The organism is Capnocytophaga sp. oral taxon 903, assembly GCF_013394785.1.
GTDB classification, from domain to species: domain Bacteria; phylum Bacteroidota; class Bacteroidia; order Flavobacteriales; family Flavobacteriaceae; genus Capnocytophaga; species Capnocytophaga ochracea.
The window spans coordinates 1718450-1741925 of record NZ_JABXYW010000002.1; the positions used below are offsets into that span (position 1 = coordinate 1718450).

At 39.3% G+C, this 23476-nt stretch carries 22 protein-coding genes and 4 tRNA genes; 16 read left to right on the forward strand and 10 right to left on the reverse strand.

Annotated features, from left to right (window positions below; translation table 11 throughout):
- Nucleotides 1-64: 64 nt before the first annotated feature.
- From HW279_RS07100 to HW279_RS07110, 3 genes are all read right to left on the reverse strand, one after another.
- Nucleotides 65-1108 (reverse strand): phosphotransferase enzyme family protein, encoded by a 1044-nt coding sequence (locus tag HW279_RS07100; protein WP_088594647.1) that lies wholly within the window; start codon nucleotides 1106-1108, stop codon nucleotides 65-67.
- Nucleotides 1109-1176: 68 nt separating this feature from the next.
- Complete coding sequence (locus HW279_RS07105; protein ID WP_178958471.1) at nucleotides 1177-2040, reverse strand: NDP-sugar synthase; 864 nt, start codon at nucleotides 2038-2040, stop codon at nucleotides 1177-1179.
- 47 nt (nucleotides 2041-2087) lie between these two features.
- Entirely contained in the window at nucleotides 2088-2252 is a 165-nt protein-coding gene (locus HW279_RS07110) for a hypothetical protein (RefSeq protein ID WP_180321179.1), read from the reverse strand.
- Nucleotides 2253-2822: 570 nt separating this feature from the next.
- Between HW279_RS07110 and HW279_RS07115 the strand changes: the two genes are divergently transcribed.
- The 5 genes from HW279_RS07115 to HW279_RS07135 all read left to right on the forward strand — a co-directional run bounded on the left by HW279_RS07115 (nucleotide 2823) and on the right by HW279_RS07135 (nucleotide 10292).
- Entirely contained in the window at nucleotides 2823-5294 is a 2472-nt protein-coding gene (locus tag HW279_RS07115) for a DUF2339 domain-containing protein (RefSeq protein ID WP_178958472.1), read from the forward strand.
- 220 nt (nucleotides 5295-5514) lie between these two features.
- Nucleotides 5515-6201, forward strand: coding sequence for a PAS domain-containing protein (locus HW279_RS07120; RefSeq protein ID WP_009418637.1), 687 nt, complete (start codon nucleotides 5515-5517; stop codon nucleotides 6199-6201).
- Nucleotides 6202-6246: 45 nt separating this feature from the next.
- On the forward strand, nucleotides 6247-6924 hold the full coding sequence (locus HW279_RS07125) for a PAS domain-containing protein (protein WP_009420674.1): 678 nt from the start codon (nucleotides 6247-6249) through the stop codon (nucleotides 6922-6924).
- A 146-nt stretch (nucleotides 6925-7070) separates the two neighbouring features.
- On the forward strand, nucleotides 7071-8870 hold the full coding sequence (locus HW279_RS07130; RefSeq protein WP_178958473.1) for an AMP-dependent synthetase/ligase: 1800 nt from the start codon (nucleotides 7071-7073) through the stop codon (nucleotides 8868-8870).
- A 99-nt stretch (nucleotides 8871-8969) separates the two neighbouring features.
- Nucleotides 8970-10292 (forward strand): leucine-rich repeat domain-containing protein, encoded by a 1323-nt coding sequence (locus HW279_RS07135; RefSeq protein ID WP_178958474.1) that lies wholly within the window; start codon nucleotides 8970-8972, stop codon nucleotides 10290-10292.
- Between the two features lie 49 nt (nucleotides 10293-10341).
- On the opposite strand, the gene HW279_RS07140 is transcribed toward HW279_RS07135, so the two are convergent.
- Nucleotides 10342-11079: an ABC transporter ATP-binding protein gene (locus HW279_RS07140; RefSeq protein ID WP_178958475.1), complete on the reverse strand. Its 738-nt coding sequence runs from the start codon at nucleotides 11077-11079 to the stop codon at nucleotides 10342-10344.
- 99 nt (nucleotides 11080-11178) lie between these two features.
- Here HW279_RS07140 and HW279_RS07145 point away from each other — a divergent pair, with 99 nt between their 5' ends.
- Nucleotides 11179-11688, forward strand: coding sequence for a GNAT family N-acetyltransferase (locus HW279_RS07145; protein WP_178958476.1), 510 nt, complete (start codon nucleotides 11179-11181; stop codon nucleotides 11686-11688).
- Nucleotides 11685-12347: a TrmH family RNA methyltransferase gene (locus HW279_RS07150; RefSeq protein WP_178958477.1), complete on the forward strand. Its 663-nt coding sequence runs from the start codon at nucleotides 11685-11687 to the stop codon at nucleotides 12345-12347. Before HW279_RS07145 ends, HW279_RS07150 begins: the two co-directional genes overlap by 4 nt.
- A 192-nt stretch (nucleotides 12348-12539) precedes the next feature.
- Here the strand turns inward: HW279_RS07150 and HW279_RS07155 are convergent, their stop codons facing one another.
- On the reverse strand, nucleotides 12540-12701 hold the full coding sequence (locus HW279_RS07155) for a hypothetical protein (protein ID WP_178958478.1): 162 nt from the start codon (nucleotides 12699-12701) through the stop codon (nucleotides 12540-12542).
- 254 nt (nucleotides 12702-12955) lie between these two features.
- On the opposite strand from HW279_RS07155, the gene HW279_RS07160 reads away from it, so the two are divergent.
- From HW279_RS07160 to HW279_RS07180, 5 genes are all read left to right on the forward strand, one after another.
- Nucleotides 12956-13909, forward strand: coding sequence for a phosphoribosylaminoimidazolesuccinocarboxamide synthase (locus tag HW279_RS07160; RefSeq protein WP_009411722.1), 954 nt, complete (start codon nucleotides 12956-12958; stop codon nucleotides 13907-13909).
- 89 nt (nucleotides 13910-13998) lie between these two features.
- Entirely contained in the window at nucleotides 13999-15126 is a 1128-nt protein-coding gene (gene folK, locus HW279_RS07165) for a 2-amino-4-hydroxy-6-hydroxymethyldihydropteridine diphosphokinase (protein WP_048746662.1), read from the forward strand.
- Between the two features lie 256 nt (nucleotides 15127-15382).
- Nucleotides 15383-16201 (forward strand): 3-methyl-2-oxobutanoate hydroxymethyltransferase, encoded by an 819-nt coding sequence (panB, locus tag HW279_RS07170; protein ID WP_009411723.1) that lies wholly within the window; start codon nucleotides 15383-15385, stop codon nucleotides 16199-16201.
- Nucleotides 16201-17052 carry a YoaK family protein gene (locus HW279_RS07175; protein WP_048746670.1) on the forward strand — a complete coding sequence of 284 codons (852 nt, stop codon included), beginning with the start codon at nucleotides 16201-16203 and terminating at the stop codon, nucleotides 17050-17052. Before panB ends, HW279_RS07175 begins: the two co-directional genes overlap by 1 nt.
- Complete coding sequence (locus tag HW279_RS07180; RefSeq protein ID WP_178959039.1) at nucleotides 16964-17611, forward strand: RluA family pseudouridine synthase; 648 nt, start codon at nucleotides 16964-16966, stop codon at nucleotides 17609-17611. Before HW279_RS07175 ends, HW279_RS07180 begins: the two co-directional genes overlap by 89 nt.
- Before the next feature lie 21 nt (nucleotides 17612-17632).
- Here the strand turns inward: HW279_RS07180 and HW279_RS07185 are convergent, their stop codons facing one another.
- Nucleotides 17633-18151 (reverse strand): shikimate kinase, encoded by a 519-nt coding sequence (locus HW279_RS07185; RefSeq protein WP_178958479.1) that lies wholly within the window; start codon nucleotides 18149-18151, stop codon nucleotides 17633-17635.
- Nucleotides 18152-18290: 139 nt separating this feature from the next.
- Here HW279_RS07185 and HW279_RS07190 point away from each other — a divergent pair.
- The 4 genes from HW279_RS07190 to HW279_RS07205 all read left to right on the forward strand — a co-directional run bounded on the left by HW279_RS07190 (nucleotide 18291) and on the right by HW279_RS07205 (nucleotide 18674).
- Nucleotides 18291-18363: transfer RNA gene (locus tag HW279_RS07190), tRNA-Lys, on the forward strand.
- A gap of 35 nt (nucleotides 18364-18398) precedes the next feature.
- Nucleotides 18399-18471, forward strand: a tRNA-Lys gene (locus HW279_RS07195).
- Between the two features lie 35 nt (nucleotides 18472-18506).
- Nucleotides 18507-18579 (forward strand) — tRNA-Lys (locus tag HW279_RS07200).
- 11 nt (nucleotides 18580-18590) lie between these two features.
- Nucleotides 18591-18674 (forward strand) — tRNA-Leu (locus tag HW279_RS07205).
- Between the two features lie 65 nt (nucleotides 18675-18739).
- Here HW279_RS07205 and HW279_RS07210 read toward each other — a convergent pair.
- From HW279_RS07210 to HW279_RS07225, 4 genes are read right to left on the reverse strand one after another with little or no spacing between them, the layout of a single operon-like run.
- Nucleotides 18740-19495, reverse strand: coding sequence for a tetratricopeptide repeat protein (locus HW279_RS07210; protein ID WP_009420661.1), 756 nt, complete (start codon nucleotides 19493-19495; stop codon nucleotides 18740-18742).
- Nucleotides 19496-19499: 4 nt separating this feature from the next.
- Entirely contained in the window at nucleotides 19500-21254 is a 1755-nt protein-coding gene (locus tag HW279_RS07215; protein ID WP_178958480.1) for a BatD family protein, read from the reverse strand.
- 47 nt (nucleotides 21255-21301) lie between these two features.
- Nucleotides 21302-22192, reverse strand: a complete 891-nt coding sequence (locus HW279_RS07220; protein WP_178958481.1) for a tetratricopeptide repeat protein — start codon at nucleotides 22190-22192, stop codon at nucleotides 21302-21304.
- 60 nt (nucleotides 22193-22252) lie between these two features.
- Nucleotides 22253-23296 carry a VWA domain-containing protein gene (locus tag HW279_RS07225; protein WP_178958482.1) on the reverse strand — a complete coding sequence of 348 codons (1044 nt, stop codon included), beginning with the start codon at nucleotides 23294-23296 and terminating at the stop codon, nucleotides 22253-22255.
- Nucleotides 23297-23476: the final 180 nt, after the last annotated feature.

Here is a 23476-nt window from a genome sequence, read left to right on the forward strand (position 1 = left end):
TTTTAAATTAAAAATTAGCTTGGTTTCAACTTTGGCAAAGTTTCAAACTAAAAGTTTGTATTACCTATTTAAAGTACTTTTTAGCAATTGCTCTGAGTTCTTTTTCTTTGTCTTCCAAACGCTGAAAGAGCACGAACTGGTTGCGGGCACGAATGTAATTCTCCTCAGGATATGAGGTTTTGAAGTACACATCGTTGTTAAAATAATCAGCGAGGAAACGGATACCGATAATGAATATCATATATTTGGCTCCGTCGACGATGTGTTTTTTCTCTGAGGGAGTCATCACAGGGTTCATTACTGAAAAACCTTTGCAGAGCGCTTCGAAGAACTCGGTATTGAAAACGATTTTGCTTTCATCGGCTTCGTTTTCTTCGGTAGGGCTTACCGAAGTACGTACCATATCGCCGAAATCGTAGAGTAAGATACCTTGCATCACTGTGTCGAGGTCGATTACTCTAAAATCATCGGGATTGAATTTATTGATGAGTACGTTATTGATTTTGGTATCATTGTGGGTTACACGAATGGGGATGCGCTTTTCGTCTACTTCTTTTTGGATAAGGTCGAAAATTACCTTGTGTTTTTGCGCAAATTCGTATAGCTTTTCAGCTTTGTCTTTGCGTGCAGGTGTTGCCTGAGCATAAGCATCTTCGAGTTGTTGGAAGCGTAAATCTCCGTTATGGAAATTAGGAATGGTAGCCTGCAATCGAGAGGTGTCGATATTGGCAAAGGTTTTCATAAAAGTTGCAAAGGCAGTAGCAGCTTTTTCGGCTTGCCAAGGAGCTTCGATGAATTCATAAGAAGTATAACCTTCGGCAAAAGGGAATACACGCCATACAATGCCCTCGGCATTTACGGAGTATCCTCCTTGTTTAGCTTTCATCATTGGGAGAATGATGTGATTGTTAGGTTCAGTTTCCCAAAGCAGTTCGATGTTTTTGATGATGCTGTCGGGGGTTTTGAACACATTGCTGTTAATCCCTTGAAGAATATAATTTGTATCGGTGGTTTTTACCAAATACGTACGGTTGATGTGTCCGTTGCCATAAGGTTCCACAGAAAGGAGGTTTCCTTTCAAGTTAAATTGATTGGCTATTTCTTTCATTTTATTTAGGTAAGAGGTAAGAGATAAGAAGTAAAAAACTTATTATCTCTTACGGGTTAAACATTTTATTAGAATTTATCGGGGTACTCGCCTTTATCTACGAGTTTTTGTATTTCGTTTTGTACCATTGCGAGGTCTTCGTGATAGGTCATACCGAACCAGTTGTCGTGATTGGGTAATACTTCTAATTTATATCCGTAATCCTTAATGGCGTGTTGTACTACCATAGGGATGTAAAATTCGGATTTAGGGTCATCTTTATGTTCGGCTACAAATTCTTTGAAATAACGGTCGGCTATATCCAAAACTTCGTGAGTAAATCCCCAGAAGTTCATAGATACGTAGGTGCTTAGGGGATACTCGGCGCCCGTAGCTTCGTCTACGGCAGTAGTTTCGTTAATTTTACGCAGTTTGGTAGCTTCGTTGATAGAGAGTAGGTGATGATTGGCGTCTACTTCGCAGATACCGCGTGAAACTGTTCCGTTTTCACTAAGGGTGTTTTTCAGTAGATATCCTCCTGAGAAGAATGTTTTTTCTTTACCAGCATTGAGTGCTTCGTACATCAATTTAAAGCCTTCTTTGCCGTAGTAATCATCGGCATTGATGATGAGAAAAGGGTTTTTTACAAACTCTTTTACACAAAGCATAGCGTGCCCTGTACCCCAAGGTTTTTTACGTTCGATGCCTTTTGGGTTAAAATCGTCTTGATATACATAAGTAATGGGCACATTATTGAATCGATTTTCTAAGTGTTGGCGTGCTAAATCGTCGATTTCACGACGGATAATGAGTACTACATTGTCGAAACCAGCTTGTAGAGCGTCGTAAATACCGTAATCAAACAAAGCGTTGCCATTGTGAATATTTTCTAACTGCTTGTCTGAACCAAAGCGACTTCCTAAACCTGCCGCTAAAATTACTAATGTTGTCATATAAAGTTAATTTCTTAATAAATAAAAGTCTTGATAAGTGAATGTACTTATTTTGCATCGGCAAAGATAGGGATAATTTTGTAATCTGGAAAAAAATATAACGAAATTTTTACGAAGAATTTAAAAATGCTTTCCGTTACTTGTTCTTTTATAAGAGTTTTGATAATGCCAATAATGCCAGTAATGCCAGTAATGCCAATTAACTTAGCCAAAGTTCAAACTTTGGCTAAGTGTGTAGCGCAAAAGCGACACACCGGAGTTTTTCGGAGAATCTCGGGGGGACTTTGAAAGTCTCGGGAAGAGGGGTGAAAGGGCTGGGAGTTTGAGGACAAACGAAAGTTTTTGGAAGGATTTTAGAAAGGTTTAGAAAGATGTTGAAGGTATGGTTTAGTGTACTTAGCTTATAGAAAGCTTATAGGAAGCTTATACGAATCTTGGACGATTGGTATACAATGACTGTATTAAACATTGAGAAACAGGCATTTAGGAAGTGTTAAAGATATATTAAAACGAAAGCTAAGGCGTAGGGGTGTACTTTCGTAATTTAGGGTAAAGGGCGTTTGGGGTAGGGGAGGGGTGTTATAACTTACCTCCCCCGCTCCCCCTCCAAAGGGGGACAATCCGCAATCATACCTATTTAAAACTTTTTGCATATTCTCAATGGAGGAGAATCCGTTAAATGTGAATGCTGTAAGGATTATATGGGTGATTTTGGTAAATTAGTTTTTTTTGTTACCTTTGTGCTTTCATTGCTTATTAGCTTTCGCTTTTACTTATAAGTTATGGTATCAGAAAAAGATTTAGAAGCCTTAATGGCTCAGGTAGATGGTGCTGTGGACAGGCAGTACGACTTCATTAAAGAGATGAAGCAGATAAAGCAAACACTTTGGGAACTGAAAGCCCAAATGCGTGCTACTTCGGTATTAACTTCGGCGGTACCCGCAGAAACGGCAGTGCCTGAGGGTACACGTGAGGCAGTAACAGAGACTCCCCCTGTGGAAACGGTAACTCCTGTTGAAGAACAAACCGCAATAAATACTGTGGCTGAGGAGATGACGGCAGCTGTTGTAGAGAAGCAAACGCCTGTTGCGACGGTTGCTGAACCGGTGCAAGAAACTTCACAACCGAAACAAGAGACCCCTCCGATTACCTTTACAACAAAAACGAATCCGTTTGTGCCTAAAAAGAAGGTGAGAAATCCGTTTGAGCCGAAGCAATCTACTAACTGGGAGCGATTTATCGGTGAGAATTTGTTTAGCAAGATAGGGATAGTGATTATTATTATTGGGGTGTTTATAGGGGTGAAATACTCTATTCAACACAACCTTATCAGCCCTGCAATGCGCTTGGTTTTAGGTTACTTAATGGGTATAGGGCTTTTTGTAACGGGAGCTATGCTCAAGAAAAAATATGAGAGTTTTAGTGCTATCTTGGTGAGTGGAGCAATGACGATTTTTTACTTCGTCACCTTTATTGCATATGCTGTTTTTGGTTATTTCCCGCAATCTCTTGCCTTTGTGCTGATGTTCCTCTTTACAGCCTTTACGGTACTTGCTTCGTTGAGCTATAACCAAGTGGTGATAGCTATTATAGGGCTTGTGGGAGGTTATGCGGTACCTTTTCTTTTGAGTAATAACTCGGGTCAGGTAGAAATCCTATTTGCGTATACAGCAATTATTAACATAGGTGTGCTGATACTTTCGTTTTATAAGCAATGGCGTTCACTGTACATTTCGGCGTTGTTCCTCACTTGGCTATTGTTGTTCTCGACGTGGGCATCGGCTTATCAGTACGACGATTTTATACCTTACTTTGTATTTAATTTGGTAACGTTCCTCACTTTCTATGTTGCTTTTATAGCCCAGAAAATACACAGGGTACAGGAATTGGAAGCGGTAGATGTGCTTTTGTTCTTGTTTAGTAGCTTGTCGTTCTACGCGATGGGTGTTTGGCTTATATTGGATTATTATCCTAATAATCGGACTTTTGTGGCGATGTTTACATTGCTTAACGCTGTATTTCACTTTTTGGTGGGGTATTATTTTCACCTCAAAAAGACGCCTTCTCAGGCTTTGAAATACCTAGTTTTGGTGTTGGCACTCTCATTTGCTACTTTGGTAATCCCGATACAGTTTAAAGGAACGTGGATAACTATCTTCTGGATAGCCGAAGCTGCGTTACTCTTTGGGTTTGGACGTACTAAAAAAATGCCTGTGTACGAGCGAATTTCATACGCAGTAGTGATTTTGGCTACTTTCAGTTTGCTGATAGATTGGGGGAAAGGCTCTTATAGTATCTTTGATATGGAAGACGCGAGTGCGTATATCACGCCTTTTGCTAACTCGCTCTTTATTACAGGGTTACTTTATAGTGTGGCGGTAGGAGCAATGGCTTATATCAATGATAAATACAAAGAGACAGGGACGCTTAATAAAGTGTTGAGCTTTTTGTTCAATATTTTTTCGGTACTTATTCTGTATTGCACTTTTTACAGAGAGATAAGCGTGTTTTGCGATATGAGGGCTCTACATCAAGACCCTGAGATTTACAGCCATTATGTGGCATATCAAGACCTGAACACTTTTAAAGGGGTATGGCATATTATATACAGTGTGTTGTTTATTTCGGCTTATAGTTTTCTGAACGTGAAGTACCTGAAAAAGAAATTGTTGGCAGAACTACAAATAGGCTTAAACTTTTTGTTACTGACTATATTTATGACCTTGGGACTTTACTATTTCAGTGAGTTGCGTGAACGTTATATGGAAGAAGCGCAGGAAGGAGGACAGTTATCCCTTTGGTTTTTAAATATTAGATATGTGGGTTTGCTCTCGCTGGTGGCATTAGGCAATAGCATTTATGCCCTCAGTAAGTTTTTGGAATTTAAAACAGGAGCAAGGCGTGTATTGGAAATGTTGTTGCATCTGGTTATTTTGTGGGTTGCTAGCAGTGAATTACTGCACTGGACAGATATATATGAGTCGGTAGCTAATTATAAATTAGGTCTTACAATTTTATGGGGAGGTTATGCTATTTTATTGGTAGTATTGGGTATTTTTAAAAGGAAGAAATACCAGCGAATATCGGGTATTATACTGGTAGGTTTTACGCTGTTGAAGTTATTCTTTTACGATACTACCCACCTCGACACTCTTCATAAGACCATAGTGTTTGTACTGCTTGGGATATTGCTACTGATAGCATCATTCCTCTATAACAAATATACCAAAGAGATAGAGGGGGAGCAAAAATAAGAGGATACAAGATTAAAAGAGAGAGAAAAAATGCTGAATGTGTATTATTTTTCCAGAGAAAAAGAGAGAGATTAGAGGAGTTAGTTTTATTATAGTAAGCTGTAAATCAAACTAATAAAAGGCGAAGATTGTTGTAAGGAAAATTTTTTGATAAAAAAATACATATAATTAAAATAAAAGCATTACTTTTGTGCCATAATAACCAAAATTTAATTTTGTAATGATTAGAGATTATAGAGACATTAAGCTTACTGTACAACGTCCTACTCCTATTGACAAGGAGGTGAACTGGAATAAATCGTTGGTAGTGATTAGTGAAACTGATATTTATGGTCGTATTACCAATGTAAACGATGTGTTTTGCAATGTTTGTGGCTATAGTGCTGCGGAAATGGTAGGGCAACCACATAGTATCATTCGCCACCCTGATATGCCTAAACTGATTTTTAAATTGCTTTGGGATAACCTTAAATTGGGGAATAACTTTATTGGGGTGATTAAGAACTTAGCAAAATCAGGAGAGTATTATTGGGTAATCACCGATTTTGAAATGCGTAGAGATGCTGAAGGAAATATCACACACTACATTGCACGCCGTAGATCGGTGCCCAAAGGAGTAATAGACAACTATGTAGCACCGTTTTATGATACGCTTTTGAAGCTTGAGAAGATAGGAGGAATGGAGCTTAGCACCCGTTTTTTCAAGAACTACTTAGCTAAACAAGGCAAGGATTATATTGATTTCATTATAGATATAATGAATGAAAATAGAGAAAATGTGTCTTTCGAAGAAAATCAAGTATCATCAGTAGATACTACACAAGTGATTTCAGATGATATTGTAACTATGAATGAGGCTCAAAACGAGAAACGCAAGAGTTTCTTTGGTAGATTGTTTGTGCAATAACTATCTAGAGCAACATATGTGATTAACTAAAAAATTTAAAATAATATGTCAGAATTTAAAAGTGCTGTACCTACAATTGCAAGACCCACTCCTATTGACCGTGAAGTACAGTGGGATAAGACCAAAGTACTCATCAGTGAAACAGATGCGATTGGTACTATTACCAAAGTGAATGATGTGTTTTGTGAGGTATCACACTACACTGCTGAAGAACTCATAGGACAACCTCATAACTTGATACGCCACCCCGATATGCCAAAACTTATTTTTAAGCTTCTTTGGGATAACTTAAAGGCGGGAAATAACTTTGTGGGTGTGATTAAGAACTTAGCTAAAACAGGAGAATACTACTGGGTGGTTACTGATTTTGAAATGCGTCGTGATGCATCGGGTAATATTACACATTACATTGGCAGAAGAAGATCGGTGCCTGAAGCAGCGATTAAAGACTATTTGGCACCTTTCTATGATTCACTTTTGAAAATGGAGAGAATAGGGGGGGTAGAATTGAGCAGTCGTTTCTTTAAAAACTATTTGGCTAAGCAAGGAAAAGATTATATCGATTTTGTGATAAGTATTATGTCAGAGGGTCAAACTAAATTTACAGCTGAAACCGTATCGGGTGTTGATAATAACAACGTGACAGTATCTGACGATATTTACCAAGTAGATGACTCAATGAATGAAAAACGCAAGAACTTCTTCGAGCGTTTGTTTAACTAATAAAAACATTAGATAGAGATAAGAGAGGAATAGAGGTAGACTCTATTCCTCTTTTTTGTGGCATAGGATTTGTTATTTATTGAGCGTGGATTGTCAATTGAAAATTATTTTATACTTTTGCCCCGACTAATTAATTCAATAACGAAATGGACTTAACAGCCTATCACTTTGTATCGCTGTTTCACAATAATGTACAGCAATACCCACAGAAAGACGCTTTGATGGGAAGAGACGCTTCTTCTCATTGGAAAGGTATTACGTGGGAGACCTTAGGCAGTACCACAACCCTTTTATCTAAATCTCTGCTTTCATTGGGTATCCAGCCCCAAGAAACTGTAGGGATTCTTGCACAGAACACCCCACAATGGTCGCTTGCCGACCTTGCTTGCTTGCAAATACGCGCCATTCCGGTACCCATATATACTACAAATACCGCTGAACAAGCCCTCTACGTGATGAACCACGCTGAGGTGAAAGTGCTGTTTGTAGGCGATGAAAAGCAATACCACAAAGCTCTTGAAGTAGCCTCTCAGTGCCCCACCTTGCAAATGATTGTGGTATGTGATAACGAAGTACCTCTTACTGAAAAACAGTATTCCATTCACTGGAATGACTTTTTGGCACTCGGTAATAGTCCGCAGTATGATACAGAGTTAGACAAGCGCATTGCAGAACGCAATTTAGACGACCTTTTTACGATTATCTACACTTCGGGTACTACGGGTGAGCCCAAGGGAGTAATGCTTACTTATGAGAATTTGGCTTTCCAGATGGTAGGGCATACCGAGCGCTTATCTACCGTAGATAACACTGATACGTCATTGGCTTTCTTGCCACTATCGCACGTATTTGAACGCGCGTGGACGTACTTCTGCCTTTACAAAGCAGTTACTGTTTATTACTTAGATGATACTAACTTAGTGCGCGAAGCCCTTGCTGAGGTGCGTCCTACCTTGATGTGTGCTGTACCGCGCTTCTACGAAAAGATATTTGCCACCGTACACGACCGAGCTGACGCATCGTCATTTGTAAAGCGTAAGCTCTTCCGCTTGGCAATAGCTACTGGTAAACGAGTATTGGCATTACGCGAACAAGGTAAGAAACCGTCGTTTGTCTTACAGAAAGCTTATAACCTTTTTGATAAAATGGTGTATAAGAAACTGAAAGAGGCTCTTGGTGGACGCATTAAGTTTATGCCTTGTGGAGGGGCTAACCTCGAACCTAGTATCGGACGTTTCTTTCAGTCGATAGGTATTAACCTGAAATTAGGTTATGGGATGACCGAAACGACTGCTACTATATCTTGTTGGGGCGACGATCGTATCAACCCACAATCGGTAGGGAATGTGATGCCTAATGTGCAAGTGCGGATAGGAGAGGAGAACGAGATATTGGTAAAAGGAGGGATGGTGATGAAGGGTTACTACAAGAACCCAGAAGAAACCGCCAAAGCTTTTACTCCTGATGGTTATTTGCGTACGGGTGATGCGGGTAATTTGGACGGTAATAACAATCTCTTTATCACCGAACGCATCAAAGAACTGATGAAGACCTCTAACGGCAAATACATTGCTCCACAGATGATTGAAGGCAAGGTAGGGAAGTATAACCTTATAGAACAAATAGCTGTGATTGCTGATGGTAAGAAGTTTGTTTCTGCCCTTATTGTACCTAACTACGAGATGCTCTCACAAGCACTAAAAGATCTCAACCTTAAGTACAAAAACACGGCAGATATGATAAAGCATAGCCAAGTGATTGAGTACATAGGTAAGCAACTACAAAAATTTCAGAAAGACCTACCCGACTACGAGCAGATTAAAAAGTTTACGCTTCTGCCTTCGGCTTTCACTATTGAGCGTAATGAGATTACTCCTTCGCTTAAACTCAGAAGAAAAGTGATTTATGCCAATTATAGTCGTGAAATAGAGGCGATGTACAGATAAAGATATTAGAGACTATCCGTAAAAGCATTGTTGTATTTTCTTATTTTGTATCTTTGCGCCCGATTTTTAATATTATCTGCTAATCGAAGAGTAATTTGTATGAAAAGATTCTTATTTATGGCAATATTAAGTTGCCTTGGTCTTGTGTTTGTACAATGTACCAAAACCGACACAGAACGTGTAGAAATAAAAGGAGAACGCGGTGAGCGTGGCAACTTAATCCTCTCAGGAATAGGCGTGCCTGATGCTTCTCAAGGAACGATAGGCGATTATTATCTCGACCTATCTACAGCCAATCTTTATGGAGCTAAAACAGTACAAGGCTGGGGAACTCCTATTTCTTTAAAAGGCTTAAAAGGTGATGCAGGAGCCGATGGTGCTAATGGTACCGACGGTCAAAACGGAAAAGATGCTCCTGTACCTCAAATAAAAAATGGCTTTTGGTATATAGGTGAAACGAATACTCATATTAAAGCCCAAGGAGAAAAAGGTACTGATGGTACTAATGGCACCAATGGTCAAAACGGTCAAAACGGTCTTACGCCTCATATAGGAGAGAATGGTAATTGGTTTATAGGGAATCAAGATACTCATATAAAAGCTCAAGGAGACAAAGGAGAAACAGGTGCTACGGGTGCTACGGGAGCACAAGGGCTTCCCGGTAAAGATGGCTCTAAAATATATTCAGGACAAGGCAAACCTGTGAGTCAAGGAATAGAAGGTGATTACTATATCGATACTGAAGCTAAAATATTCTATGGACCTAAAACTAATATAGGTTGGCCTTCTACCGGTATTTCTCTTACCGCTCAACAAATGAGTGACACAGACTATGAACTTAGTGCTGACGGAAAAATATTGTTAAAATGGAAAAATGAGAAAACACGTTTTATCGATATGAATACTGACCCTAAGCTAAAAGATGTAGAAATCATAGCTGACAATGCTTTTAATGCAGAAATAAATAAACTCACATACCAGTTGAGAACTTTCGTCATTGGGGATAAAGTAAAAGATATAGGGGCTAAGGCTTTCTATCTATGTACTAAATTGACAAGTGTAGAAGTATCGAATGAGAATATAAGAAGAGGGATTACAAAAATAAAAACGCAAACCTTTGCTAATTGTACTCATCTACAAAATGTAGATATTCCTTCAAGCGTTACTACTATTGAAGCAAGAGCTTTCACAGGTTGTAATAGACTTACAAGTGTTATACTTCCTGAAACAGTAAATAATATAGTAAATAATGCCTTTGCAAAGTGTGACAATTTGCATACCGTAATCATACGTAACCCTAATGCTTTTAGAATAGGAACTATGGCATTTAATCAAACACTCTTGCGCAACATTTATGTCCCTTCCGGGAAAGTAGAGGAATATAAAATATTAAACCCTCAATACAAAGATTTTATCAAATAAGATATAAACAAAAAAAAGCTACCAATTCGGTAGCTTTTTTTATTACCTTTTATTTTTTACCTGTTACCTGAATAAACGCTTCTTCCAAATTAAATGCTTGCACTTCGGTAATAAGGTTTTGAGGCGTGTCTTCTTTTAGCAATTGTCCTTCGTTTAAAATACCTACACGGTCACAAAAATCCTGTGCCTCTTGTAAATGATGGGAGGTGTAAAGTATCGACATTCCTCCTTTGTTCAATTCCTTTAAATAATCGATAATAATATTTTTGGATTGCACATCCACCCCCACTGTAGGTTCGTCTAAGAAAAGCACCTCAGGGCTGTGCAATATACCCGCCACCAAGTTGATACGGCGTTTCATTCCCCCCGAAAAATGAGCAATCTTCTTATTGGCAACTGAGGCTAAGGCTACTCGTTCAATAGCTTCGTCAGTGAGTGCTTTTAGTTGTTTGCCTTTGAGTCCATACAGGCTACCGAAATAATGCAAGTTTTCGCGAGCGGTAAGCGTAGGATACAAAGCGTATTCTTGCGGAACCACCCCTATTTTATACCTAAGGCTTGTATCTTTATAAGTAAGTCCTACAATAGAAAAACTCCCCATCGTAGGTTTGATACTCCCAAAAAGAATAGACATCAAGGTAGTTTTTCCCGCTCCATTAGGTCCTAAAATACCATAAATTTCTCCTCTTCTCACCTTAAACGTCACATCGTTCAAGGCAAGGCTAGTGGCTTCTTTATATTGTTTGCTGAGGTGGGTTACCTCAATGGCATTGGGGGGTGTACTCATATTCTCAAAAGCTAAAAAGCGGGGCAAGTTAGTCAAAATATTGCAATTAGCAAAGTTTTTTGTACATTTGCAGGGTTTTAATAGGTAACAAGTAACACAGTGAACGAAAATGTAACGCTTAGAATAGCAATGCCTGAGGATACTCCTGCTATTTGGACAATTCTATCTGCTGCTATTGAGCGTCGCAAAGCCGATGGCAGTAACCAGTGGCAAGACGGCTACCCTAATGAAGAGGTTATAGCTAACGATATCGCCCATCAATATGGCTATGTACTCACGGAAGGCAACGAAATATTAGGCTATGTTGCTCTCCTCATCAACAACGAACCTGCTTATGAGGCTATCAAGGGCAAATGGCTTACCAATGCCGACTTTATGGTATTTCATCGCGTAGCAATTTCGCCTGACCATTTGGGGCGTGGCTTAGCAAAGTTTCTTCTTCAAAAGATAGAAGAAATAGCTTACAATAAAGGCATTCCTTCTTTGCGAGCCGATACTAATTTCGATAATGCCCCGATGTTACACCTATTCGAAAAATTAGGCTATAAGTACTGCGGTGAAGTTACTTTCAGAGGTACTCCCCGCAAAGCCTTTGAGAAAAAACTATGAATCAAGAATTACTCACCTATTTAGAACATTTTATTACCGAAGAACGCAAGGAACGTTTTTTACAGGTAATAAGCGCGCGTACCAATCACTTTACGGTAGCGATGGAAGATGTATTCCAAATGCATAACACCAGTGCCGTAGTGCGCACTTGCGAAGTCTTTGGCGTACAACAAGCACACAGCATAGAAGGACGATTTGGCAAACGCCTTGATGCCAAAATAGCAATGGGTGCTCAAAAATGGGTAGACGTCTTCCGCTATAACGACACCCAAAGTTGTATCGATGCCCTCCGTGCCCAAGGTTACCAAATTGTGGCAACAACCCCACACAAGGACGCTTATTTCCTCAACGACTTCGATATTAGTAAAAAGAGTGCTTTCTTCTTTGGTACAGAAAAAGAAGGACTCTCCCAGCAAGTACTCTCACAAGCTGATACATATTTAAAAATTCCAATGGTAGGTTTTACCGAAAGTTTGAATATCTCAGTAGCGGTAGCCATTGTCCTGCAACAGCTTACTGATAAACTCCGTTGTAGCCAAGTAGCTTGGCAACTCACCGACGAAGAACGCCTCAGCACTCTTATTAATTGGACAAAGAAATCCATTCGCAACGTAAAAGATGTGCTAAAACGCTACGAAGAACTCACCGCTGAAAAATAAAAACTTTCAATAAACTTCCTCCTATCTTCGCATTAACTACAAGAAATCTTCATCATTTCTTTGTTCATTCTTTTCCTACTTGCCTGCCCTGCTACGACTGCCCGTGCGGCTTGCACCGTCTTTTGTATGAACTTTGCCAAAGTTTCAAACATTGCCAAAGTTGAATTCCAACTAATAACCTTCTTTTTATCTCTATCTTAGATTTGCCTTACCTTCATCGTAGGTTCGTTTTCTGTTCGTCATTCCTTCGTCTTTTGTTCGTTGTAGAGCCACTGTAGAGCCACTGTAGAGCCACTGTAGAGCCACTGTAGAGCCACTGTAGAGCCACTGTAGAGCCACTGTAGAGCCACTCATCGTTCGATTATCCCATAAGCTTTGTATAATCCTCCCCCAATTTCACCATTAACCATTAATCATTAACCATTAACCATTAACTACACTTCCCATTTTCTAATTTTCAAATTTGCTAATTTTCTAATCTTTATTTGGCATTTCTGGTATTTAAGGTATTACAATTTCTTCACTCATTTTTTTCATAATTCGTAATCCGTAATTTGTAATTATTTTGTACCTTTGCACCGAGAAGAGATTTTTAACCATTTACAGAAATGAATACTATAACAAAAACAAACTTTAAATTCCCTAAACAAAAATCCGTTTACAGAGGGAAAGTGCGTGATGTGTATCAACTTAAAGATGATACCCTCATTATGATTGCTACCGACCGTATTTCGGCTTTCGATACCATTCTACCCAAAGGTATTCCTTACAAAGGTCAGATATTAAATCAAATGGCTGTAAGTTTCTTGCAACAAACTGAAGATATTGTACCTAATTGGCTTATTGCTTCTCCTGACCCTAATGTTTCTATTGGTCAAGTGTGCGAACCGCTAAAAGTGGAAATGGTCATTCGCGGTTATCTTGCAGGGCACTCGGCTCGTCTCTACAAAAATGGCGTGCGTAAACTATCGGGAGTCCCCTTGCCAGAAGGTTTGAGAGAGTTCGATATGTTCCCACAACACCCCATTATTACTCCGGCTACCAAAGCCGAACAAGGCTTGCACGACGAAGATATTTCCCGTGAAGACCTCATTCGCAAAGGAATTGTAAGCGAGGAAGACTATCGATTGATGGAAAAATACACCTACGCACTCTTTGCTCGCGGTACTGAAATCGCCTCTAAACACGGACTCATCTTGGTAGATACTAAATACGAATTCGGTAAAACCCGCGATGGCGAAATAGTGCTCATCGACGAAATTCACACCCCCGATTCCTCTCGTTATTTCTATAAAGAAGGCTATGACGAACGACAAGAAAACGGTGAACCCCAAATACAGCTCTCCAAAGAATTTGTACGCCAGTGGCTCATTTCGAAGGGCTTTCAAGGTGAAAAAGGGCAAAAAGTACCTACGATGACTGATAAGTATGTACAATCCGTTTCTGAGCGTTATATAGAGCTCTACGAGAATATTATGGGTGAAAAATTCCTTCCCGCCGATACTTCCGATATAGAGAACCGCATCTACGACAACATAATGCGATTTTTGCAGAATCAATAATCAATGAAAAAAGGTCGCTTTTGCGTCCTATACTTTGCCAAAGTTGAATAGCGCTCGTTAATTGTTAATTGTCAATTGTCAATTGTTAATTGAACCACGATGTCTACATATCATTAGGAAGTAACTTAGGAAATCGTAAAGCCTACCTGCAACAAGCCATTGAAGGCATTGCGATGCGGGTGGGTACTATTGTCGATATAGCCCCTGTTTACGAAACACCCTCCTGGGGTTTTTCGGGGGAAGCTTTCCTGAACACCTGCTTGCTATGTCGTACCTTTCTATCACCTGAGGAAGTATTAGTACAGCTCTTGCAAATAGAACAAGAACTCGGGCGAGAGCGTATGCCTCAGTCCAAAGGCTACCAATCGCGCACTATCGACCTCGATATTCTTTTCTACGACGATAGAATTATTAATACTGAAGTGCTCACCGTGCCTCATCCTCTTTTGCACCGCCGTAAGTTTGTGCTGAAACCTTTAGCAAATATCGACGACCTCAAAGTACACCCCGTACTCAAAAAAACGGTTGCCGAACTCCTCCGCACTACCGATGATACTTCACCCGTGCAACGTCTTACCGACCAGCTGTCCTTTCCTGCACAAAAATCACCGTTTTTGAATTATAAGTATATTGCTATTGAGGGGAATATAGGTTCTGGAAAGACCACTTTGGCAACTAAAATAGCCGAAGACTTCAATGCAAAGCTCATCTTAGAGCAGTTTTCCGATAATCCTTTCTTGCCTAAATTCTACGAGAACCCCAAACAATACGGTTTTACGTTAGAGATGTCGTTCCTTACCGAACGCTACCAGCAAATGTGTGAGCAGTTGGCACAAATGGACTTGTTTAAGGAGTTCGTCGTCTCCGATTATGATATCTTCAAATCACTTATCTTTTCTAAGGTAACTCTTACCGATGATGAATTTGTGTTGTACCGTAAGCTTTTTTACATTCTTTATAGCCAAATCATCAAACCCGATTTGTATGTATTCCTCTATCAAAATACCGACCGTCTTATTGAGAACATCAAGAAGCGCGGTAGAACATATGAGCAAAACATCTCCCCCGATTATCTCAAAAAGATACACTATGGCTATTTAGATTTCATACAGAAGAATACCGCTATGAATTCTCTTATCATTGATGTAACCGACCTCGATTTTGTAAAACACTACACTCATTACGAGTATATTATAGAAAAGATACGCGAGAATTAATTTTCAGTATGCACTTTGCCAAAGTTTTAAATTTTGGCAAAGTTGAATAACTTTTATTTTGATAAATCCACTCTAAAAATACGGTTTTCTATGCATTATAAGTATCCAAATGAAAAGAAACACAATATGGTTTATACCAATTGGATAGTTTATAAAAGAGTAGACTAAATACCATTTCTCCTAATTTGCGAATTCGCAAATTAGCTAATTTGTCAATTATTCGTATCTTTGCCCCCGATTTTTAAACTACAACAAAATGTCAGCAGTTAGAAAAGAATACAAACGAGTAACTACCAAATCAGTAGTAGAGATGAAAGCCAATGGCGAAAAGATTTCGATGCTTACCGCCTACGATTATACATTTGCTAAACTATTAGATAGTGCCGGTATCGATGTGCTATTGGTAGGCGACTCCGCTAGTAATGTAATGGCAGGTCACGAAACTACCCTTCCTATCACCTTAGACCAAATGATTTATCACGCCTCATCAGTAGTACGTGGGGTGAATCGCGCCCTTATAGTGGTAGATTTGCCTTTTGGTACTTACCAATCCGACCCTAAAAAGGCGTTGCGATCAGCTATTAGAATAATGAAAGAAAGTGGGGCTCACGCAATTAAATTGGAGGGAGGTAAGGAGGAAGCCGAGAGCATCAAGCGCATTGTAAATGCGGGCATTCCGGTAATGGGACACTTGGGGCTCACTCCTCAATCGATTCACCAGTTTGGTTCATTCGCTTTGCGTGCTAAAGAAGAAGCCGAAGCTCAAAAACTCAAAGAAGATGCTAAGTTATTAGAACAATTGGGTTGTTTTGCTATTGTATTAGAGAAAATACCTGCTACGTTGGCTGAAGAAGTAGCCAAGAGTGTGCATATTCCCATTATAGGGATTGGGGCTGGTAGTGCAGTAGATGGACAAGTATTGGTGATGCAGGATATGCTGGGTATGAGCAATGAATTCCAGCCTCGTTTCTTGCGCAAATATGCCAATTTGCAAGAAGTGATTACTAATGCCGTATCGCATTACATCGAAGACGTAAAAAGCGTCGATTTTCCTAATGAAAAAGAACAGTATTAATGTTCCGTCATCAAGGTAAAAAGCGTACCGCCAAACACAATCTACAAATAGCCGTAGTACTCTCATTTGTTGCAGGAATGGTGAACGTTACCGGCTTTTTGTTTGTGGGTAAACTTACCACCAATGTTACGGGACATTTTGCATATTTTATCTATGACGTCTCGGTAGCTGAGTTTTGGAAAGGGCTCATTTACTTTCTTTACATCTTTGCTTTCCTCATAGGTTCCTTCACTTCGGGCTTGCTCATCGAGAATGCTAATTATCATCGCACTCAGAACAAGTATCTCAAGCCTACACTCTTGGAGTGTTTGGCTTTGTTATCGGTAGTAGGGTTACACGCTTTTTCTTCCAATGACATTCCCGCCGATGTTACTGCTTGTATCTTGCTCTTTGCAATGGGCTTGCAGAATGCTTTTGTGACTAAAATTTCTAACTCGGTAGTGCGTACTACTCACCTTACAGGTCTCTTCACCGATTTAGGTATCGAACTCGCCCAAAGAATTTACCTTAATCGTAATCACTACGAGCAGCAACACACGCATTTGAGAAATACCATTCGTCTCAGACTTTTTATCATTGCATTCTTCTTTCTAGGGGGATTTAGTGCGGGGTATTTTTATATTGAACAAGGTTTTTCAATATATACTCTGCTCATTTCGGTAGCCATTCTTCTCTTAGGTCTTTTCTACGACGGAATGCGCTTTTTCTATTTCACTAATAAACGACATTATGAAACTTATCACAAACGCCGAAAACGTAGACGTGCTTTACGAAGACAATCACGTTATCGCCGTAAACAAGCGAGTAGGCGACATAGTTCAGGGCGACAAGACGGGGGACACTCCGCTTAGCGATATTGTCAAACAATACCTTAAACAAAAATATAACAAACCTGGGGAAGTATTCCTTGGGGTAGTACATCGCTTAGATCGCCCTACTACGGGAGTGGTGCTCTTTGCCAAAACTTCTAAAGCTCTCACACGCCTCAATACGATGTTTGCTAACAAACAGGAAGTACAGAAAACCTATTGGGCGTTAGTAGATGCAAAACCTCCTGTCGAGGAAGATACACTTACCCATTGGTTGGTGCGTAATGAAAAGCAAAACAAGTCAGTAGCATATAATAAAGAAATACAGCAAAGCAAGAAAGCTGTATTGCATTATAAGTTATTGAAATCGTATGAACGTTATTACCTATTAGAAATCGACCTTATTACGGGGCGTCATCACCAGATAAGAGCGCAATTAGCTGCTATTGGATTGCACATCAAAGGAGACCTGAAGTACGGCGCTAAACGTTCCAATCCCGATGGTGGTATCTGTCTTCACGCTTATAGCCTGAGCTTTGTTCATCCTGTAAAGAAAGAGCCTATTAAGATTATTGCAGAAGCCCCTTTCTCTTTCTTGTAGTTAATTGCTAATTCATATAGCTTAGAGTTGTAGAATTTTTACAATTTCATTTATACTTTCTTCTTCAGTAAGATTATCCATAGGGATAATATAGTTAGCTTGCATATAAAAAGGGTTGCGTTCAAACAGATGTTTGCGAATGAAATCCTCTAAATCAGTATCATTAATTTCAGAGAGTAGAGGGCGATGCGGTTTTTCTTTAATAAGACGTTTGGCTAAGATTTTAGGTGGGTATTTTAGATAAATAGATAAAGAAGTAGCTTGTTTTATTAAAGCCATATTATTGCCAAAGCACGGTGTTCCCCCTCCTAAGGATAATATAAAGTCTTCCTCTTTTTGTAATAACTCCTTTAAATAAAGAGTTTCTTTTTTCCGAAAATAAATCTCTCCTTTACTACCAAAAATCTCTTGTACTGATAGGTTTTCACCTTCAGCAATATAAGAATCAAGGTCAATAAAAGGAATGTTTTTAAGGTGAGCTATAGCTTCTCCAAGAGTAGTTTTACCGCTTCCCATATAGCCAAGTAAAATTATTTTCATATATAAGGTATTGTATAATAGATGTTTGAAATGTAATGCTAAAAATAAACTGCAAAAATAATACTTTTTTTCTTGTTACATAAGAAATTTGTTATATCTTTGCACCCGCAAAACAATAAAGACACTGAATTGTTATAATGACTCGGTAGCTCAGCTGGTAGAGCACGACACTCTTAATGTTGGGGTCCAGGGTTCGATCCCCTGCCGGGTCACAAGGGTTATACAATTTGTTTTTTTATTTTTAAGGGACTTGGTAGCTCAGTTGGTAGAGCACAACACTTTTAATGTTGGGGTCCTGGGTTCGAGCCCCAGCCAGGTCACAAGGGTTATACAATTTGTTTTTTTATTTTTAAGGGACTTGGTAGCTCAGTTGGTAGAGCACAACACTTTTAATGTTGGGGTCCTGGGTTCGAGCCCCAGCCAGGTCACAAATGCGTAAGCCTACGTGGAGAAATTGGTAGACTCGCCATCTTGAGGGGGTGGTGCTCGTTAGGGCGTGCTGGTTCGAATCCAGTCGTAGGCACAAAAAATAAGACTACTTTATTGATAAAGTAGTCTTTTTTATTGTCTATATTTATATTTTTTTAATTATAGTACTTTTAAAGCACTTTCTTTAGTCCACCCTATTTTTCCATTAGCTAAACGAATTTTTATCCAGTCATTATTCTTTTCTATAATTTCTACTTTAGTACCTTCGTGAAGCTGCACTACTTCATTGCTATAAGAATTGGCTTCAGAAAATACCCGTACCGTTTTATCGAATAAGATAGCATATTTTTCACCGTCTACTTGCCTTTTATGAAAATCGGCGATGAAATAAGTACCTACTGCTACTGCTACTGATACGAACATCAAGGTGAAAAAGAGCCGTTTGAGGGCAGTTTGTTCTAAAAAGTAGTAACAAAAGAAACTCAATACAAATACTATTACTCCTATTATAGAGAGCACTGCCCACGTTTGCAAGCTAAACAAACCTGTAATAGCATCGGAGAGCTGGCGTAACCAAGTTTTAGGTAGGGGTGTAATAGCATCTACCTTCATTTGGTTTGCCAATAGGAGTCCGTTTTTAGCCTGTTGGTTTTTGGGGTTTAGCTGGAGGGCTTTCTCATAATAATAGATACTTTCAGGCACGTGATTCAGTTTGTAATAAGTATTTGCTAAATTATAGTACAAAGCTGATGATTCTTTACCAGACTTCAAAATTGATTTGTATTGGTCAATTGCATTTTGGTACTCTCCTTGGTCGTAATATTGGGTTGCTTTCTCGAAAGGATTTTCGTTAGTTTGAGAAAAAACAGAGAAAGAGAGCAATAGCAAGAGTGATATGATGATGTTGTTTTTCATTTTATTACTTGTTTTTCACTTGTTTGTCGAGGGCAGAGATTACTTGTACTGCCTCGCTAAAATCTTTTTCCATAGAAGCATCGGTGTGATGCTGAGAGTAGCGTGCCATTTCGCAATTAGCGAGTAATGCCATAAACTGAGCTACGGTAGCTTCAGTAGCTTTTCGGCTGAGCAATAGTTCAGTGATTTTATCTTTGCTCATTTCAGCTGTTTCAATTTTTAATTTAGCTTTTAAGTAATTGTGCAAGGCGCGTTCTAACGCTTCGTAGAAGGTACCTTTATCACCTAATTTACGTTTAGCTTCTCCTAGATATTTCTTCGCTAATCTATTGGCTACTCTTACTTTATTACCTTCGATATCTCCGGCTCTTTGCATTTTGATATGCCACCAGATAAGTACAATAGGGATAAGAAGCAAAGGCAAGAACAACCATAAATAGTAAGCTGTAGAACCAAAGAATACAGGTTGGTGCATTGGCTGAAGGTCAGCATTGGTTTGAAGACCTTCTGGTTTTAGAGGAATGTTATTACTATTAGCCGTGTCATTAGGCTGGTTTTCGGCTGTAGGGCCTTCGGTTACATCTATCCAAATATCTTCGGTTTTTACAGTTTCATATTTCTGAGAATTAGGGTTGAAATACGAGAAAGAGAGTCCTGAAATAGGATATTTTCCTTTGTATTCAGGAACGATAGTATAGGTTTGCTCTAAGCGTCCTTTCATTCCGTTAAGAGAAGTGTTGATGTCTTCTTTTTGTTCGGGAGCATACACTTCTAACGATGATGGGAAAGTAGGCTTAGGTAAATCAAACAGTTTAAAATTGCCATTACCTGATACTTCTATTTTTAGTTGAGTACTTTCATTAGCTTTGAGTGTATGTTTAGTAGTATTTACGGAAAAAGAGAAGTTACCGACTGCTCCTGAGAAGTTTTCGGGTTTTCCTTCCTCAGGTAAGGGTTTTATGTTTAAAACACGACTACCAGAACTTACTTTGCGTGATATTTCTTCATAGAAAGGGCGTCCAAAGAAGTCTCGTTGTCCTGTAGGAGCATTGATAATAGCTTCTACAGACAGAGGTTCGAGAGTGATAGCTCCTGTTTTTTGAGGGTAAAGCACTATTCTTTTTACTACAATACAACGGTAGGAACGACCTTGATAAGAGCAATTTTCTACCTCATAATTTTGCAGACGTATATCTTGACTCCAGAAGTTAGGGTATTTTGGTACTTCTAACAAACGCAGGTTACTAAGAGATATTTCTCCTCCTACATAAAGTCGATATACCACACTTACAGCTTCGTTAAGGTATGGGTTGGGCTTTGAAACTTCGGCAAGAAGGAATAGGTTTTCACGTGCGATATCGTTAGTATTTCTGTCTATTGAGGGAGTTTTTACTGCCTCGGTAACAGTGATAGCTATGGGGTTTGTTTTATATGTTCTACCGTCAATTTCTATACTTGCTTGTCCTATGGTAAACTTACCTTTGGCAGTAGGTTGGAGAATGTAAATATAAGTTTTGGAGAAACTACTTACTCCATTAATCCACGATCTTGAAACCGATTGCGAAGGTCCCATTACTATGGTAAAACCGTGAAAGTTAGGCGGAGTAAAGTTATCGCCGTCTTTATTCATAGAGAACTCTATGCGCAAGCGTTCGTTAGCCCCCAATTGATTTTTACTCACTTCGGCTTTGAACTCTACTTGTTGTGCATAGAGACTTTGGATTAAGAAAGTTATAAAGAATATTATCTTGTATTTCATTTTAGCTTTTACTTATTAAAAGAGCGAATAGCCATTCGCCCCTACTACTACCAATCTTTTTCAGTTTTAGCGCGTTGACCTTTTACTTTTTGAGCGTTAATTTTCTCTTGGGTTTTGCGCTCTTCGTTGTTCATTGCCTCCAAGATACGCTCCATTTGTTGTGGCGAAAGAGAAGAGGGACGTTGTTCACCTTGTCCTTGTCCGCTTTGGTTTTTATTCTGCTGGTTGTTTTGGTTAGGGTCTTTTTGGTCGTCGCCCTTATCTTTGTTTTTATCCTGTTTATCGCCTTGATCTTTTTTATTATCTTTATTGTCTTTGTTGTCCTGATTATTCTTGTTATCTTGGTTTTTATTCTGGTTATTTTGGTTCTGTTGATTATTTTGATTATTCTGATTTTGCTGGTTCTGTTGATTGTTTTGGTTTTGTTGGTTGTTTTTATCTTTATTGTTTTTGTTGTTTTGAGGTGGAGGTGGGTTTTGTTTAAGCATTTCTTTGGCTACTGCCAAATTGTAACGGGTTTCTTCATCTTTAGGATTATGACGCAAAGCTTCTTTATAAGAGAGTACCGCCTTTTCGTACTCTTTGTTCTTCATAAAGGCATTGCCTAAATTATGGAAAGCCTTGTGTTTTTCTTCTTCAGTTATCTTATCGGAGGTTGAGGCGTTTTTAAGTCGGGAGAAAGCCTCGTCGTAACTCTTTTGTTGATAATACATCGTACCGAGATTATACTGTGCAGTAGCGTTGTTTTTATCTTCGGCTATTGCTTTGCGATATTCTACTTCGGCTTGTACGGGTTTATCGCCTTTGAGAGCGGTGTTGCCCTCGTAGGTATATTTTTTAGAGTTAGCAATTGCTTTTTGTGCCTCTTTTTCGGCTTTGGTTTGTGCATAAGCAGAGAGGGATAGTAAGGATAATGTTATGTATAGAATGTTTTTCATAGTAGATTGTTTGTTTTCAACTTTGCCAAAGTTTCAAACTTTGGCAAAGCTCAGGACACACTATTTGTCTTTTTCTTTTTCGTTGAATAGATTCAATTTCTTTACCCATTGAGTTTTGCGTTCAAAGATAGCGAGGTCTAAGATGAGCAAGAGCAAAGCTCCGCCTAAAAACCACTGAAATTGGTCTTTGAAATCTACGAACTTTTGGGTATCGAACTGACTTTTTTCAGTACCGTCTAATATTTTGTTAATTTGGCTTACTACTTTTTGGGTATTATCGCCGTCGAGGTATTCACCTCCTGCATTGATGGCTATCTGTTGCAAGAGCTCACGGTTGAGTTTGGTAATCACCACCTCACCATTGCGGTCGCGCTTATACGTTTGTCCGCCTCCTTCTTTGATAGGGATAGGAGCGCCTTTTTCGGTGCCAATACCTATGGTGTAGATATGTACTCCTTTTTCTTGTGCTTCGGTAGCGATTTCGGTAGCACCCATTTCGTGGTCTTCGCCATCGGTGAGGATGAAGAGCAAGCGCGCGGTGGGAGTATTTTCATCGAAATAGTTGCTTGCCATACGTATTGCCTCCTGAATGGCAGTTCCCTGAGAGGAAAGCATATCGGTGTTCATACCTTGTAGAAACATCTTAGCGGCAGAATGGTCGGTAGTGAGAGCGAGCTGAGGATAAGCGCTGGCTGCATAAGCTACGATACCTACACGGTCGCCTTTTAGCTGACTAATGGTTTCGAAAGCGATGCGTTTTGCCTTTTCCAAACGATTGGGGGCTACGTCTTCGGCAAGCATACTTTTAGAGACATCAATAGCAAAGACGATATCTACCCCTTCGCGTTTTACGGTTTCAATTTTTGTACCTATCTTGGGGTTAGCAAGGGCGATGCTCAGTAGCACAAGCACTACTGCCAAGACACTCCATTTCACCCAGAGTTTGAATCGCGAACGGTCAGGAGCTAAACGCCTAAGGGCAGGGGAGGAGGCAAATTGTCTTTGCAACCGACGTTTGCGAAGCATTGAAAGGACAAAGATGATGAATAGCGGGATGAGTACCGCTATGAGCCAAAGATATATTTTTTCGTCGATATGAATCATAATTAGTTAAAAGATAAGAGTTAAGAGTTAAAAGTCGCAAAGGCTTTTATTATTAACTTTTAATTCATAGCTGTTAATCAAATACTGCGCCAAAACGATGCAAAGATACAAAATAATTTATAAAATTAGAAAATGAGAGAATTAGGAAATTAGAAAATGAGGTGCGAGCTTGAGTTAGAG

Coding starts and splice junctions, on each gene's coding strand:
- HW279_RS07100 (WP_088594647.1), bottom strand. CDS start 1,108: ATGAAAGAAATAGCCAATCAATTTAACTTGAAAGGAAACCTCCTTTCT.
- HW279_RS07105 (WP_178958471.1), bottom strand. CDS start 2,040: ATGACAACATTAGTAATTTTAGCGGCAGGTTTAGGAAGTCGCTTTGGT.
- HW279_RS07115 (WP_178958472.1), top strand. CDS start 2,823: ATGGTATCAGAAAAAGATTTAGAAGCCTTAATGGCTCAGGTAGATGGT.
- HW279_RS07120 (WP_009418637.1), top strand. CDS start 5,515: ATGATTAGAGATTATAGAGACATTAAGCTTACTGTACAACGTCCTACT.
- HW279_RS07125 (WP_009420674.1), top strand. CDS start 6,247: ATGTCAGAATTTAAAAGTGCTGTACCTACAATTGCAAGACCCACTCCT.
- HW279_RS07130 (WP_178958473.1), top strand. CDS start 7,071: ATGGACTTAACAGCCTATCACTTTGTATCGCTGTTTCACAATAATGTA.
- HW279_RS07135 (WP_178958474.1), top strand. CDS start 8,970: ATGAAAAGATTCTTATTTATGGCAATATTAAGTTGCCTTGGTCTTGTG.
- HW279_RS07140 (WP_178958475.1), bottom strand. CDS start 11,079: ATGAGTACACCCCCCAATGCCATTGAGGTAACCCACCTCAGCAAACAA.
- HW279_RS07150 (WP_178958477.1), top strand. CDS start 11,685: ATGAATCAAGAATTACTCACCTATTTAGAACATTTTATTACCGAAGAA.
- HW279_RS07155 (WP_178958478.1), bottom strand. CDS start 12,701: ATGAGTGGCTCTACAGTGGCTCTACAGTGGCTCTACAGTGGCTCTACA.
- HW279_RS07160 (WP_009411722.1), top strand. CDS start 12,956: ATGAATACTATAACAAAAACAAACTTTAAATTCCCTAAACAAAAATCC.
- panB (WP_009411723.1), top strand. CDS start 15,383: ATGTCAGCAGTTAGAAAAGAATACAAACGAGTAACTACCAAATCAGTA.
- HW279_RS07175 (WP_048746670.1), top strand. CDS start 16,201: ATGTTCCGTCATCAAGGTAAAAAGCGTACCGCCAAACACAATCTACAA.
- HW279_RS07185 (WP_178958479.1), bottom strand. CDS start 18,151: ATGAAAATAATTTTACTTGGCTATATGGGAAGCGGTAAAACTACTCTT.
- HW279_RS07210 (WP_009420661.1), bottom strand. CDS start 19,495: ATGAAAAACAACATCATCATATCACTCTTGCTATTGCTCTCTTTCTCT.
- HW279_RS07215 (WP_178958480.1), bottom strand. CDS start 21,254: ATGAAATACAAGATAATATTCTTTATAACTTTCTTAATCCAAAGTCTC.
- HW279_RS07220 (WP_178958481.1), bottom strand. CDS start 22,192: ATGAAAAACATTCTATACATAACATTATCCTTACTATCCCTCTCTGCT.
- HW279_RS07225 (WP_178958482.1), bottom strand. CDS start 23,296: ATGATTCATATCGACGAAAAAATATATCTTTGGCTCATAGCGGTACTC.